The 14,515-nt window shown below is 66.8% G+C and carries 14 protein-coding genes; 4 read left to right on the top strand and 10 right to left on the bottom strand.

Annotated features, from left to right (window positions below):
• Positions 1-110: 110 nt before the first annotated feature.
• Positions 111-242 carry a hypothetical protein gene (locus H6A15_RS10600; protein ID WP_275060854.1) on the bottom strand — a complete coding sequence of 44 codons (132 nt, stop codon included), beginning with the start codon at positions 240-242 and terminating at the stop codon, positions 111-113.
• Positions 243-351: 109 nt separating this feature from the next.
• On the opposite strand from H6A15_RS10600, the gene H6A15_RS10595 reads away from it, so the two are divergent.
• Positions 352-483, top strand: a complete 132-nt coding sequence (locus tag H6A15_RS10595; protein WP_275060853.1) for a hypothetical protein — start codon at positions 352-354, stop codon at positions 481-483.
• A gap of 50 nt (positions 484-533) precedes the next feature.
• On the opposite strand, the gene H6A15_RS09595 is transcribed toward H6A15_RS10595, so the two are convergent.
• Both H6A15_RS09595 and yqeB read right to left on the bottom strand, forming a co-directional pair.
• Positions 534-1,628, bottom strand: coding sequence for an XdhC family protein (locus H6A15_RS09595; protein ID WP_204673536.1), 1,095 nt, complete (start codon positions 1,626-1,628; stop codon positions 534-536).
• A 40-nt stretch (positions 1,629-1,668) separates the two neighbouring features.
• On the bottom strand, positions 1,669-2,460 hold the full coding sequence (gene yqeB / locus H6A15_RS09590) for a selenium-dependent molybdenum cofactor biosynthesis protein YqeB (RefSeq protein ID WP_204673535.1): 792 nt from the start codon (positions 2,458-2,460) through the stop codon (positions 1,669-1,671).
• 112 nt (positions 2,461-2,572) lie between these two features.
• Between yqeB and yqeC the strand changes: the two genes are divergently transcribed.
• Positions 2,573-3,352: a selenium cofactor biosynthesis protein YqeC gene (yqeC, locus tag H6A15_RS09585; protein ID WP_204673534.1), complete on the top strand. Its 780-nt coding sequence runs from the start codon at positions 2,573-2,575 to the stop codon at positions 3,350-3,352.
• 13 nt (positions 3,353-3,365) lie between these two features.
• Here the strand turns inward: yqeC and hydA are convergent, their stop codons facing one another.
• From hydA to dpaL, 6 genes are all read right to left on the bottom strand, one after another.
• Complete coding sequence (gene hydA / locus H6A15_RS09580) at positions 3,366-4,745, bottom strand: dihydropyrimidinase (protein ID WP_204673533.1); 1,380 nt, start codon at positions 4,743-4,745, stop codon at positions 3,366-3,368.
• A 64-nt stretch (positions 4,746-4,809) separates the two neighbouring features.
• The gene (locus H6A15_RS09575) at positions 4,810-5,475 is read right to left on the bottom strand and encodes a nucleotidyltransferase family protein (protein WP_204673532.1); all 666 of its coding nucleotides are present in this window, start codon (positions 5,473-5,475) and stop codon (positions 4,810-4,812) included.
• Between the two features lie 310 nt (positions 5,476-5,785).
• The gene (arcC, locus tag H6A15_RS09570; RefSeq protein WP_204673531.1) at positions 5,786-6,730 is read right to left on the bottom strand and encodes a carbamate kinase; all 945 of its coding nucleotides are present in this window, start codon (positions 6,728-6,730) and stop codon (positions 5,786-5,788) included.
• A gap of 221 nt (positions 6,731-6,951) precedes the next feature.
• The gene (ygeW, locus tag H6A15_RS09565; protein WP_204673530.1) at positions 6,952-8,154 is read right to left on the bottom strand and encodes a knotted carbamoyltransferase YgeW; all 1,203 of its coding nucleotides are present in this window, start codon (positions 8,152-8,154) and stop codon (positions 6,952-6,954) included.
• Positions 8,155-8,322: 168 nt separating this feature from the next.
• Entirely contained in the window at positions 8,323-9,726 is a 1,404-nt protein-coding gene (locus tag H6A15_RS09560) for a YgeY family selenium metabolism-linked hydrolase (protein ID WP_204673529.1), read from the bottom strand.
• A gap of 289 nt (positions 9,727-10,015) precedes the next feature.
• Positions 10,016-11,233, bottom strand: coding sequence for a diaminopropionate ammonia-lyase (gene dpaL, locus H6A15_RS09555; protein WP_204673528.1), 1,218 nt, complete (start codon positions 11,231-11,233; stop codon positions 10,016-10,018).
• A gap of 256 nt (positions 11,234-11,489) precedes the next feature.
• Between dpaL and H6A15_RS09550 the strand changes: the two genes are divergently transcribed.
• Both H6A15_RS09550 and H6A15_RS09545 read left to right on the top strand, forming a co-directional pair.
• Positions 11,490-12,149, top strand: a complete 660-nt coding sequence (locus H6A15_RS09550) for a helix-turn-helix transcriptional regulator (protein WP_204673527.1) — start codon at positions 11,490-11,492, stop codon at positions 12,147-12,149.
• 115 nt (positions 12,150-12,264) lie between these two features.
• Positions 12,265-13,752 carry a glycosyltransferase gene (locus tag H6A15_RS09545; RefSeq protein ID WP_204673526.1) on the top strand — a complete coding sequence of 496 codons (1,488 nt, stop codon included), beginning with the start codon at positions 12,265-12,267 and terminating at the stop codon, positions 13,750-13,752.
• A gap of 22 nt (positions 13,753-13,774) precedes the next feature.
• Here H6A15_RS09545 and H6A15_RS09540 read toward each other — a convergent pair whose 3' ends face one another.
• The gene (locus tag H6A15_RS09540; protein ID WP_204673525.1) at positions 13,775-14,425 is read right to left on the bottom strand and encodes an MFS transporter; all 651 of its coding nucleotides are present in this window, start codon (positions 14,423-14,425) and stop codon (positions 13,775-13,777) included.
• Between the last annotated feature and the right edge of the window lie 90 nt (positions 14,426-14,515).

Raw genomic sequence — 14,515 nt, 5'->3', positions numbered from 1 at the left:
ATATCCTCGTTTGCGAACATGGTGAAAATGCGTTAGCGCGGATGGCGGGTTTCCGTTAGCACGGACGGCGCGAAGCGTTTGCGCGAGTGGTTGTTTTTACATTAGCGGTATCACCACTCAGCGATCTCCCCGGCGTCGGTGCCGAAGGCCCTCTGCGTCACCTCCCCCGTGAAGGGGTCGAAGGCGCACGCGGAGACTGAGCGGGCGTGCACGTCGAGGCCGATGGAGGTAACATGCGGCATGGGGAGCCTCCTCCCATACGTGCGGTACGGCGGCACCGCAGGTGACGATACAACACCATTGTCCCCGCCCAGCCCGCGACCAGGTATGCCGCGGGGAGGCGACCCCTCAATGGCTTTCTCATATCGTCTCTGCGATGAGCCGGAGCCGCGCCTCTACCCCTTTGTCCGCGGCGTCCGCGCCAAGGACCCCGGTGTCCGCGCCAAGCGCACGGCGTGCGAGGGCGAGGCGGAGTTCAAATGAACCGGACGGCGCACCAACCTCACGAACGGGTCGTGAGAACACGGCGAACGCTAGGCCGTCGGCTCGGGATGGTTGCGCCGCACGCAAATCATCTGGGCCGCAATGGAAATGGCGATCTCGGCAGGCGTCTCGTCACCCAAGGGGATGCCCACCGGCATGCGCAGCCGCGCGATCTCCTCATCGCTGAAGCCGGCATCGCGCAGCCTGCCGTGTACAAAGGACGTCTTCTTGGCGCTCCCCAGGCATCCCAGAAAACGCGGACGGCATGCAAGCGCATGCTCGACCACCTCGAGGTCGGACCCATGGGCGGGCGTGCACACCATGACATAGTCGCGCCGCGTGATGGTCACATGGCTCGCCAGCTCGGCGAAGCTCGCACAGATCACCCTGCTCGCAGCAGGATAGTTTTCGGGCACGGCAAACTCCGGCCGCGCATCATACACCACGACCTCGAATCCCAGCCCTGCAAGCACGGGCACGAGCGCCGCGCCCACATGGCCGCCCCCGATGATGTAGACACGGCCCTCCGCAGTCAACGGCAGCGCAAACGCCGTCCCCTTGGTCTGCGCCTCGGTGCAGGAAAGCGCCCACGAGCAGGTCTTGTCGTCACACGCCTTGGGAACCGAGATGAGGCCTGCCGACGTCGCCGCGTTGGCGAGCGAGGCGCGGGCCCGCCGCTCCTCTGCGGTGGTTTCCAGCGTGGCAGTCGTGGGGCCCTCGTTGTCGGCAACGATGACCGCTGCAGGGTTCTCGAGGTCTGCCATGTCGATGAGCAGGGCCGTCGGCGACCCCGACTTCTTTGCGTCGAGCATGCTCGCGATTCCGGGCGCACCAGGCGCGATGTGCAGCAGGCAGACCCGGGCGTCGCCCCCGCAGATCATGCCCGTGTCGCTTTCGGCGCCGTTCATGGTGTAGTCGCGCACACGCGACGAGCCCGACTCCAGGGCGCGGCGAGCCTCCTTGACCGCAAGACGCTCCAGCGCGCCGCCTCCGATGGTCCCGGCGGTCGATCCGTCTTCCAGCACCACGAGGCTCGCGCCCGCCTTGCGCGGCGAGGAGCCATGGGTCTCGACGAGCACGCAGAGCTCCACCGGCCGTCCCGCGTCAAGTTCTTCCTTCATGCGATCCGACAGCAGATCGTCCATGGTAGACACCTCTCTCTTTGGAACCGTCCCGACAGGCACGCTATCGCAGCGCCCCTGTGAGCGCGAGCACCGCCTCGAGCACGCCGCCGCCGACGGCGCGCGCCTTATCGGATATGCCGAAGCAGTGCTCACGCACCCCGCGCGGATCGATGTCGCCCGCCTTCATGCCCTCGGTCACGGCAACGCCCGGGGCAAGCAGCCCGCGAAGCACCCCATCGATCGTGCAGAGCATATCGGTTCCCGCGACTCGCGCGGCGACGTCTCCGGCATGCACCGTATCGCCGATGTTCAGCACGGGCTCGAACACGCCTGCGGCAGGGGCCCTCAGCACGCGGTCGGCGCCATGCCCCGCGATGACGCCAGGAACTCCCGTATTAGGGATCGCCGAGCCCTCCCATATGACGCGACCGAGGTAATGGCCGCGTTTGGTCTCGACCACGGCATGGCAGTCGTGGCCGGCGGCGAAGCCCGGTCCGACGCCGATGACCGCCGGGGCGTCGGCGATGGTGGTCCCGAGGTTTCGCTTTGCCAGGATCGCGTCGACGAGCGCGGCAGGTTTGAGCTCGCGCACGCAGACGGCTTCGGGATCGACGAGCACGGCAACGTCACCCGACCGCGCCGCCGCGCGCGCATCCTGCACAGAGTCCACGCGGCATGCGCGCACGCCCTCCACCTCGCATGCGCCCAGACGGATGGCCTCGGAGAATGCGACGGTGCGGCGGACGGTGGTGGGCCGCTCGATGTCGCACATGACGACCTCGCAGCCAGCCGCATGCAGGCGGGCCGCAATGCCCGTGGCGATGTCGCCCGCCCCGCGAATCACAACTAACATGGATCCCCTTTCGCACCTCCGCGATACAATCGCAACCAACGTACAGTGTATCTGCCTGGTGCCCCGTCTAGGAGAGCCGCCCGGCAGACGGCCCGCATCCGAAAGGACCCCGATGCCCGAACGCCTTCCCATGAGCATGCTCCCCACCGCGCTGCATATCCGCCGCGGAGTCACCGCCGTCGTAGGCAGCGGCGGCAAGACCACCACGCTCGCCACGCTCGCGACCTTGCTTGAGGCGCCCGGCAGCCCCGACATGAACGGGGCGGGCGTCGACGGGACACACGCGGCGACTCCCCCGCGCATCATCCTCACCACGACGACCCATATACGCCCCTTCCCCTTCACGCCGCTCTACACCGGAGAGCGCGTCAGCGAGCTTGCCCAGGTACTGGACGGGCACCCGACCGTCTGCTGCGGGACACCCGCACAAGACGGGAAGCTCGCCGCACCGAAGATGCCCTTCGACGGGCTGGCCCGGCTTGCCGACTACGTGCTTGCCGAGGCGGATGGGTCGCGCGCGCTTCCCATCAAGGCGCATGCCGCCCACGAGCCCGTGGTACCCACCGAGACGCGAAGCCTCGTGATCGTGGTGGGCGCGCATGGGTTTGGCTCCCCCGTGGAGTCGGTCGCGCACCGGCCCGAGGTCTTCTGCAGGCGCTCGGGCTCATGCCCCTGCGACCCGGTGACCCCGGAGCTCGTCGCGAAGGTCCTCGCGTCCGAGCTCTCGGACGGAGCGATCCCGTGCCCTCGAGAGGCGTCCGTCAGCATCCTGGTCACCCACGTCGCCGACGAGCGGCGCCTCGAGGACGCGCGGGGGCTCCACCATGCCCTGGGACGCCCCGTGCTTGCCGTGGACTACCCCCAGCAAGCGCTCTGGAGCATCGCCGAGTAAGAAAGGCCGCCGCCTATCGCGCCACGTAGGAGCCGCTCATGACACCCGTCGGCTCCCCGTCGCGAGCGACGAGCTCGCCGTTCACAAACACCAGATGCGCCCTGCCGTGCGCCTCGAAGCCCTCGTAGGGCGTGTAGTCCACCGCCTGCTGCTGCGTCTTCGCGCTGATGGTCCAGCGTGCAGCGGGGTCCCACACCACCACGTCGGCATCGGCCCCTTCGGCAAGACGGCCCTTGCGGGGCCACATCCCAAAGACCCGCGCCGGATTCTCGCTCATGAGGCGCACGAGGTCGCAGGGGCCGAGCTCGTCGCCGAACGTGGTCGCCACCACCGCCGGCCGGTGCTCGATTCCCGGGCCGCCGTTGGGGATCATCGTGAAGTTGCCGCCCGCATCGGGGCGCCCGCGGTCCTTCTGCCCCTTCATGTTGAACGAGCAGTGGTCGGTCGCGATGGTCTCGATCTCGCCCGACAGCACCGCGCGGCGAAGCGCCCGCCTGTCGGAAGGCTTCCTGAGCGGCGGGCTCATCACGTACTTGGCGCCCGCGAAGCCGTCTTCGCCCTCCTCCAGATAGCGGGAGTCGTCGAGCACCAGATACTGCGGACAGGTCTCGACGTGGATGTTGCGCTGTCCGCGCGCACGCGCCTCGCGAATGGCCGCGAGCCCAAGCTCGGTGGAGAGGTGCACCACGTTTACCGGGGCGTCTCCCGCCAGATGGGCGAGGTAGAGCAGCCGAGACACCGCCTCCGCCTCGACTTCGGCCGGCCTGCTGAGCGGATGCCCCTCGGGACCGACGACGCCCCGGGCGAGGACGCGGCGCTGCAGCTCGTTGACGAGCGCCCCGTTCTCGCAATGCACGCACAGCATGCCGCCGCGCTCGCGCACCGCCTCGAGCACCTCGAGGGTCTGGGCGTCGTCGAGCTTCAGATGGTCGTAGGCGAAATACGTCTTGAAGGTGCGCACGCCGCCGGCAAACATTTCGTCGAGCTGCTCCAGCGAGCCCTCGCCCCATTCGGCGATGGCCATATGGAAGGCGTAGTTTGCCGTGCAGGTTCCGTCCGCGCGACGGTGCCATTCGGCAAGGGCGTCGGGCATGCTGACGCCGCGGTCTGCCGTTGCATAGTCGACGACGGTGGTCGTGCCACCGCAGGCGGCCGCCCTGGTGCCGGTCTCGAAGCTGTCCGCGGTCCAGTCGATGCCCGTCCAGCATTGCAGGTGCGTATGGGCGTCGATGAGGCCGGGCATCACCCAACAGCCCGACGCGTCGTGCACCTCGTCGCCCTCATGCGCCTCGACGGACGGCGCGATGCGCGCGATGCGACCGCCTTCCATGGCGAGATCGGCGCGGACGAGCCCTTCGGGGAGAACGAGGGTGCCGTTTCGTATGATGATCATGGTGCCTCCTATCGAAATTACGTTGCAGCCGGCGGCGGGAAGCCGGGCGACGCGCGTCCTCTCCCTACCCTGCCGCCTCTGGGAGCCAGCGCTCCAAAACAGCCAGGTCGCAAGGAGTGTCGACGTCCATGAGCTCGATGGGGGAAGACGCCTCCACGATGCCGACGCGCCCCGCTTGCGAAAGGACCGCGCCGCCGCCCTGGGTTCCCGAAAGATGCATGAGCTCCGGAAAGAGCCGGGCGGGAAACAGCACGGGGCTGCCGGGAGCCCCCTCGCATCCAAGCCGAACGGCCGCATGCGGGTCTGACGCAAAGGCGGCATAGAGCCCCTCGAAGCTCTTGGGAGAGACGAGCGGCTGGTCGCCGGGCAAAAACAGGCAGCCGTCCCATCGATCGAGCCCGACCGAGAGCCCCGCGCGAACGGACTCGCTTCGGAGCCCCCCATCATGAAGGGCCACGCGCACGCCGAGGCGCTCGCAACGCCGGGCAACCTCGTGCCATCGCGTCGAGACCACGATGTCGAAGGGCGCCCGCTCCCCCGCCGCCAGCACCGACCGAACGGTGCGCTCGATCAAGGGGATGCCGCCGAGCAGGGCGGCGAGCTTGCCCCCTTCGCCCCGCCCGGAAAGGACGCGCTGCGTCGGGACGCCTTCGCAGGCGAGGGCCTCGGCAAACCGCCGCCCCTCACCCGACGCCATGACCACGCACCCGATACGCATCGATGCTCCCAACCTCCTCCTCATGTCGCATGCCGCGTGCCGAATTCTCTTCTGCAAAATGGGCGCCCCAGAGAAGCCTGTGATGCAAAATGGACGATAACGGCCCTCTCAGGCGGCGTTAGCGGCCGAAACGCATAAGAGGCTTTCGCTCGCGTCCATTTTGCAGAAGAGAATGGGCGCCTGCTCTCGAGGCCCGCCGAAGACGGGCGGTCCGGCGATGGGGCGCGACCCGCCGGGGACGGGAAGCCCGGCGACGGAGGCCTGCCCCACCACCATAGCAAATCGGGGCATCCGAAGACCCGGACGCCCCGATGAAGCCCATCTAGTCGCGTGCGATCGTGGTGCCGGTCTTGCCCGCAAGGCCGTCGGCTGCCTTCTCGAGCAGCGTGATGAGCGACGTGCGCCCCTCCTTGCTCTCCACGAAGGCGGCGGCCGCCTGCACCTTGGGAAGCATCGAGCCGGCGCCGAACTCCCCCGCCTCGGCGAGCTCTGCAGCCCGCTCGGGCGTCAGGCGGTCCAGCCATTCCTCGTGGTCGGTGCCAAAGCCCACGGCGACCTTCTCGATGGCCGTCAGGATGATGAGCGCGTCGGCATCGAGCTGCTCGGCGAGCTTCTCGGCCGCGAAGTCCTTGTCGATCACCGCGGCGGCGCCCTTCAGGTGGTGACCCTCGGTCGGGATGACGGGGATGCCGCCGCCTCCGCAACAGACAACCACATGGTTCGCGCGCACGAGCGACTGGATGGTGTCGAGCTCCACGATGGCAACCGGCTTCGGACTCGCCACGACGCGGCGGAATCCCTTGGCCGCGTCATGCATGAACTCGTAGCCGCGATCGCGCTCGAGCCCGTCCGCCTCGTCCTTGCTCATGAAGGGGCCGATGGGCTTGGTGGGATGCTCGAAGGCGGGGTCGGCGGGGTCGACCTGGATCTGCGTGAGCACGGTCGCCACGCCGCGGTCCATGCCGCGGTCGAGCATCTCCTCGCGAAGGGCGTTCTGAAGGTCATAGCCGATGTAGCCCTGGCTCATGGCGCCGCAGACCGACAACGGGCACGGAATGTACTTCTCGGGGTCGGAGCGGGTCAGCTCGGCCATGGCGTTGGCAATCATGCCCACCTGCGGACCGTTGCCGTGCACGACCACGACCTCGTTGCCCTCCTCGATGAGGTCGACGATTGCGCGCGCCGTGATCTTCACGGCCGCCATCTGCTCGGGGAGGTTGGATCCCAGGGCGTTGCCGCCCAGAGCAACCACGATTCGCTTGGACATAGGACCACCTTTCTCGGTCGTACAAAGAGGGAGCGGCGTCGTCCGGGTGCCGCTCGGGCCTGTCCGGACGACGCCGCCAAGGGGAGAGGCGATTATCTAGGGGCTCGGCAGGACGCCGAGCCGCCCAAGGAGAGACGGTTCCGTCCCCGGAGCCGGAACGCGGCAAGCAAGCATGCCCCGAGTCTCGGACTGCCCGGACGGCCCGGTCCCCACATGAGCCATTAGGCCTGGAACCAGCGGTCCTTGCCCTGGGCCTCGAGCGCCTTCAGGGTCGCGACCGGGTCCTTGCACTTCTGCAGGAAGATCATGGCCGCGATGGCGTAGGGCTTGTAGGAGGCTTCCTTGTACATGCCCACGCGGTGCATGTCGAAGACGTCGGCCATGACCTCGCCGTGCTCGCAGGAGACGCCGGAGATGTCGGCGGGCAGCGGATGCATGAAGATGGTGTCCTGGCCGTTCGCGGTCTTGGCCATGAGGTCGGTCGTGGAGCACCAGTCCATGTGCGTGGCGTTCTGGGCGAGCAGCTCCTTCTCGAGCGCCTTGATGCCCTCGTCGTCGCCGGCGGAGTACAGCTTGGTGCGCTGCTCCATGGCGGCATACGGCGCCCAGCTCTTGGGGATGACGATGTCGGCGCCCTCGAAGGCCTCCTCCATGGTGTTGACCTGCTTGAAGGTGCAGCCGGACTCGGCGGCGTAGGCACGCGCGGCCTCCACGCGGTCGCCCATGAGGTCATAGCCCTCGGGATGGGCCAGCGTCACGTCCATGCCGAAGCGCGGGAGCAGCGAGATGAGCGACTGCGGGCAGGAGAGCGGCTTGCCATAGGAGGGCGAATAGGCCCAGGTAACAGCGACCTTCTTGCCGCGAAGGTTCTCAAGACCGCCGAACTCCTCGATGAGGTAGAGCAGGTCGGCAGAGGACTGGGTGGGATGGTCGGAGTCGGACTGCAGCGAGATGAGCGTGGGACGATGGTCGAGCACGCCGTCGCGATAGGCCTCGTCGACGGACTCGGCGACCTCGGCCATATAGGCGTCGCCGGCACCGATGTACATGTCGTCGCGGATGCCGATGACGTCAGCCATGAAGGAGATCATCGTGGCGGTCTCGCGGACGGTCTCGCCGTGGGCGATCTGGGACTTCTTCTCGTCGAGGTCCTGAAGCTGCAGGCCCAGGAGGTTCGTGGCCTTGGAGAACGAGAAGCGCGTGCGGGTGGAGTTGTCGCGGAAGAGCGAGACGGCAAGGCCCGAGTTGAAGATGCGCGGCGAGATGTTGCGCTCGCGGAGGTTGCGCAGGGCGGCGGCCACGGCGTAGAGGGCGCGGAGCTCGTCGGTGGTCTTGTCCCAGGTGTGCAGGAAGTCGGAGTTGTACATTCCGGAGAAGTCGTAGCCGGCAAGCTCGTCGAGGAGGGCGGAGAAGTCCTTGGCCATGGTGGTTCCTTTCGATGGATGGCGATGGAGGTTGGACGGTCTATGGCTCGTCAGCGGGCGGGACCGTGGCGGGCGGGTCATGCCGGGGAGTCTGGGCGGGCGACGAGGCGCCCGCCCGACGAGGGAAGGGCGAGATGCCCGCCACGGAGCCGCGCAACGTCGACGACGTTACTGAATGTCGTTATCGGTGGCGCCGGCGCGGAACACGGTGACGTCGCCGGTCTTCTTGGACTCGTCGTAGAGGTTCACGGCGGCAACGTAGACGCCGGCGGCGGTCACGAGGTCCTGCTTGTAGGTGACCTCGTTGGGGGCGTGCGCCTGGCTCTCGGCGCCGGGTCCGAAGCCGACGCATGGGATGCCGTAGCGGCCCTGGATGGAGACGCAGTTCGTGGAGAAGGTCCACTTGTCGGTCAGCGGGCGGCCGGCGCGCTTGTCCATGGACTGCTCGCAGCCGATGCGCTCGTCACCATAGAGGGCGTGGTGCGCATCGACGAGCGCCTGGACGTGAGCGGCGCTCTCGGCGTTGATCCACGTGGGGAAGTAGGCCTCGGTCTCGTAGACGGTGCCCTTCCAGCTGGGACGGTCATACATGTACATGGAGACCTCGACGTCGTCGCCGTACTTCTTGACGGCGGGAAGGTTGCGGATCTCGTCGAGGCAGGAGTCCCAGGTCTCGCCGGCAGTCATGCGGCGGTCGATCGAGATCGCGCAGGAATCGGCGACGGCGCAGCGGCTGGGCGAGGTGTAGAAGATCTGGGAGACGGTGCAGGTGCCGCGGCCCAGGAAGCGGGCGTCCATGTAGTGGTCGGGGTTGTACTTGGGGTCGAGCATCTTGACGAGACCCTTGATGTCGGTCGACTCGTCGCAGCCGTTGTTGTTGAGGGCGCGGACGTCGGCGATGATGTCGGCCATCTTGTAGATGGCGTTGTCGCCGCGGTCGGGCGCGGAGCCATGGCAGGAGACGCCGTGGACGTCCACGCGGATCTCCATGCGGCCGCGGTGTCCGCGATAGATGCCGCCGTCGGTGGGCTCGGTGGAGATGACGAACTCGATCTTCTCCGCCGCGTCCTCCGGGCCGTCGAAGTACTTGTTGACGATGTACTGCCAGCACATGCCGTCGCAGTCCTCTTCCTGGACCGAGCCTACGACCATGATCTTGTAGCCCTCGGGGATGAGGCCCTTATCCTTCATGATCTTGGCGGCATAGGTGGCGCTGGCCATGCCGCCCTCCTGGTCGGAGCCGCCGCGGCCGTAGATGACCTCGTCGTCCTCATAGCCCTCGTAGGGGTCGTGCGTCCAGTTGTCGCGGTTGCCGATGCCCACGGTGTCGATGTGGGAGTCGATGGCGATGATCTTGTCGCCCTCGCCCATCCAGCCGATCACGTTGCCCAGGCCGTCGACCTCGACCTTGTCGAAGCCGAGCTTCTCCATCTCGGCCTGGATGCAGGCGACGACCTCGCCCTCCTCGCAGGACTCGGAGGGGTGGGAGATCATGGCGCGCAGGAAGGCGGTCATGTCCTTGCCATAGTCCTCGGCTGCTTTCTTGATCTGATCGAAATCCAACTCTTTCATCGTGGTGCAATCCTCTCTCCCTTACGGGGTTGATACACGTCCTCGTGACGGAGGGCCGGTATATCCCTCCGTGCTCAAACAGTCCTCGGCTGCGCTCCGCTTGCCTGCGGAACTCCGCGCGGAGGGATATACCGGCCCTCCGCCCTACAAGGGGCACATGATCTGCCATCCGGACTCGAAAACAATGGAGTGGTGGGTGCCGGACGCCGCTCGCCTCGCCGCGAGCTCCGCAGTTCGCGTGGGCTACCCGAGCAGCGGCGCGGACAGTGCCCGGCACCCCTAGCCGACGTTACTCAGCCGGATAGGCGCCGTCCCAGACCACCTTGCGATAGTTCACCGGGTCGGTATCGCCCTCGGTGGAAAAGAGCAGCACGGAGCTCGTCTCGTCGAGACCGATGGCCTCGCGCAGCCCTGCATAGGACTCGTCGGTCATGATGGTGTCGATGAGGCCTGCGCCCACCGCTCCGGACTCGCCGGAGATCACGCGCGGGTCGCCCGAGAGCGGGGCGCCGAGGACGCGCATGCCGCGGGCGGCGACCCAGTCGGGGCAGGACACGAAGACCTTCACGTGGTTGCGCAGGATGTCCCAGCCGAGCGTGTTGGGCTCGCCGCAGGCGAGGCCCGCCATGATCGTGGGCATGTCGCCGTCCACGATGCGCGGGTCTCCGTCGCCGGCCACGGCGCCCTTGTACAGGCAGGCTGCCTCAGAGGCCTCCATCACCACGAAGGTGGGCGGGTTGTCGGGGAACAGGTTGGCGAAGTAGCCCACCACGGCGCCCGCGAGCGAGCCGACGCCCGCCTGAACGAACACATGGGTGGGGCGCTCGACGCCGGCGGCGGCATACTGCTCGGCGGCCTCGGAAGCCATCGTGCCGTAGCCTTCCATGATCCAGGAGGGGATCTCCTCGTAGCCCTCCCAGGCGGTGTCCTGGACGATGACGCCGTTCTCGCAGGCATCGGCCTCGGCGGCAGCCATGCGCACGCACTCGTCGTAGTTCACGTCCTCGATGGTGACGGTGGCGCCCTCCTTGGCGATGTTGTCGAAGCGGCTCTTCACGCTGCCCTTGGGCATGTGGACGACGGCCTTCTGGCCCAGCTTGTTGGCGGCCCAGGCGACGCCGCGACCGTGGTTGCCGTCCGTGGCGGTGAAGAAGGTGGCCTGGCCGAAGTCGCGGGCGAGCTCGTCGCTCGTCAGGTAGTCATAGGTCATCTCGGAGACGGGCTTGCCGGTCTTCTCGGCGATGTAGCTCGCCATGGCGAAAGAGCCGCCGAGCACCTTGAAGGCGTTGAGCCCAAAACGATAGCTCTCGTCCTTGACGGCGAGGTTCGCAAGGCCGAGCTCCGACGCCAAGGCGTCGAGCTTCGCAAGCGGGGTCACCGAGTACTGGGGAAAGCTGCCGTGGAAGGCACGCGCCGCGGCCACGTGCTCGAGCGACATGATGGAAAGATGCTCGTCGGCGCTCTTCTCCATGCGGTTCTCAACCCATTCGATCTTGCTGTGCGACATAGGTGCGGCTCCTCCTTGGGTTTGGGGCTGGTATGCCGGACGCCAGGCGTCCGAACGTTTTATTCGCCAAGCAAACTTTTTGTTTGACACTGATGTTGTACCACGCACGGCCATACCTATGCAAGACTTTTTGTTAGGTCCGGCAGACGGATGGTTTGACCCGGTAAACGGTAATATGCCGAACAATCTATGAATTCCCTATCAACCTAACAAACTTTTTGTTAGGTTATTGACAGCATGTTAGAGGAGGACCGCCATGACCGAATCTCAGATTGATTTCTATCGCCGCCTTGCAAAGGCCCTCGCCTTGCAGTTTGGACCGCGCTGCGAGGTCGTCGTGCACGACCTCGAGGCCGAAGACCTCGACCACGCCGTCGTCGCCATCGAGAACGGCCACGTGAGCGGCAGAAGCCTGGGCGCCGGCCCGTCCCACGTGGTGCTCGAAGCGCTCCAAGGCGACCCCGAGCTGCTGCAGGACCGTCCCCCCTACCTCACGAAGACCATCGATGGGCGCACCTTGAAGTCGAGCACCGTCTTCATCCATGACGACGAGGGCAAGCCCGTGGGGATCCTTGCCATCAACTATGACATCACGCTCATGGCCGCGCTCGAGCAGGAGCTCGCCTCCTTCACCCAGACCCCCGACGACGGCCGCGACCGCGAGCCCGAGGCCATCACCCGAAACATCGCCGACCTGCTCGACGACCTATTTGCCGAAAGCGTGCGCCAGGTAGGCAAGCCACCCGCGCTCATGACCAAGGAGGACCGCGTGCGCGCCATCGGGTATCTCGACCGCCGCGGCGCCTTCCTCATCAGCAAGTCGAGCGAACGCGCCTGCGAGTTCTTCGGCATCTCGAAGTACTCCTTCTACACCTACCTCAACGAGGCCAAGGCCGAGGCGGACGAAGAAGCCTGACGGAACGTTACAACCTGTGGCACGGCGCCCTTCCCCTTGCCGCGGCCAGACCCAGACGGCTACCATTACCTCACGCGTCGAAGCGCACGACGGGCAGGGCGGCGAAGGGAGCCGGATGGATGAGACGACGCTTGAGAAGGCGGAGCACGTGCCGCAGGTGAGCATCATCGTGCCGGTGTATAACGCCGCCGCCCACCTGAAACGCTGCATCTCGAGCATCCTCGCGCAAGACATCGACGACCTGGAGCTCATCCTGGTCGACGACGGCTCGACCGACGGTTCGGCAGGGCTGTGCGACGAGGCCGCGCGGCGGGATGCCCGCGTGCGCGTGATCCACCAGCAAAACCTCGGCGTCTCGGTGGCGCGCAACGCCGCCTTGGACGTTGCCCGGGGCACCTACCTGCAATTTGTCGATGCCGACGACTGGCTGTCGGCGGAAGCGAGCCGCCTCATGGTGCGCGCCGCCGAGCGGACCGGCTCGGACATGGTGGTCACCGACTTTTTCCGCGTGGTGGACAAGCTCGCCTCGCGCAAGGGCGACATCGACCTCGACCGGCCCATCACGCCCGAAGAATACGCCGACTTCATGATCGAGAACCCCGCCGACTATTATTACGGGGTGATCTGGAACAAGCTCTTTCGCCGCGACGTGGTGGAAGAGCACCGCCTGCGCATGGATCCCGAGCTCTCGTGGTGCGAGGACTTCATCTTCAACATGGAATACATCGTGCACACGCGCCTCATCTACCCCCTGCGTGTGCCGGTGTACTACTACGTCAAGACGAAGGGCTCGCTGATCGAGAAGAGCCTCACGATGGGCAACATCGTGCGCATGAAGCTCTCGGTGATCGAGTATTACGACGACTTCTTCCGCCGGGTCTACGACGAAGCGGACTATGAGGCCAGGCGCAGCGAGATCCGCGGCTTCCTGTTCACCTACTCGCACGACGACGCCGTCATCGGCATGCTGCCCAGCACCAAGAAGCTCGGACGGGAGCGCGTGCGGGCAATCGTTACGCCGGGCACCACGCGGCACCCCTTGAGCGCCTCGTACTTTGCCCAGAAGGTGTGGCTGCGGACGCTCCAGACCGTCGCGGACCAGTTTGACTTCGAGCTGAGAGAGGCCCAGGTGCTCGCCTACCTGCATTTCGCGGGGGGCATGGCGGGCATGGGCGAGCTCGTCGACTTCCTCGGCATACCGACGGTGACCCTCGCCCCCACCATCGCCGGGCTCGCGGCAAAGCAGCTCATCAAGGTGGGACCCAATGTCGAGGCGGTGCTCGACCGCATCGCCGAGACCGACGACGAGGGCAAGGTGTCGCAGATCTTGCGGTCGCTCAGCGACAAGCTCGAGCTGGGGCCGAAGGGCGCACATTCCGCCCAGGCCAAGTTGCGCGAGAGCCTGGGACCCGAAGATGTCCCCCTCGCGTCCATTCGCCTCTACAAGCTGCCGGCGACCCTCGCCGAGGCGATCGGGCGCGCCGCCGAGGACGCGCGCAAGCTCTGCCTCAGGGGGCTCGAGGACGACGCGGCGTCACGGATAGACGGTCTCGTCGCACAGGTCAAGGACAACGCCCAGCGCCTGTTTGGCGAGGACCGCTGAGGACCTGCCGGGAGCGGCCGCCTCAGCGCCCGGCGGCGAGATGCTTGCGGCGCATGACGCGGTTGAGGCGCTCTGCGGCGAGGACCATCACCGCGAGCAGCGCCGCGAGATAGACGGGATAGAGCCGAACATCGATGCTTTGCGCGATGACGCCGAACAGCGGCGACATGACGAGCGAGCCGATGTTGGCAAATGCCATCTGCATGCCGGTGAGCTCGAGCGCCACATCCTCGCCGAAGCGCGCCGGCGTCGCATGGATGATGGACGGGTAGATGGGCGCGCACCCCACGCCAAGGCACACGAGGCCCGGTGCGAGCAGCGCGTCCGTCCCCTGCGCGACGACGGCGATAAGCCCCGCCGCTATGAGTGCCTGGCCGAGGCGGATCATATTGTGCTCGCGCACCTTCATGGACACGAACCCGCTCACCGCGCGCCCCGCCGTGATGCCGATGAAGAATAGCGACGCCCACCCTGCGGCCGTGCCGGCATCGATGCCGCGACCAAGCGTGAGATAGGTCGCCGCCCAGGTGCCGCAGGTGCCCTCGAGCGCGCAATAGCAGAAGAAGCTGATGAGCACGGCCACGACGCCGTCGATGCGCAAGATCTCGCGGCGGGTGCGATGCGCTCGCCTGCCGGTGACCTCCGGCCCGGTACCGTCAAGATTCTTGCGCACTTTCCGACAGCCCCATAGGCCCGCCCTCCGGTGCGGCTACCCCTCCAGCAGCGTCACGTCCAGATAGCGGCGGGACCCCCATTCGCTCTC

The organism is Enorma phocaeensis, from assembly GCF_016901575.1.
Classification (GTDB): domain Bacteria; phylum Actinomycetota; class Coriobacteriia; order Coriobacteriales; family Coriobacteriaceae; genus Limicola; species Limicola phocaeensis_A.
Note: the sequence above shows the minus strand (reverse complement) of the source record. Positions and strands in the feature narration are given on the sequence as shown.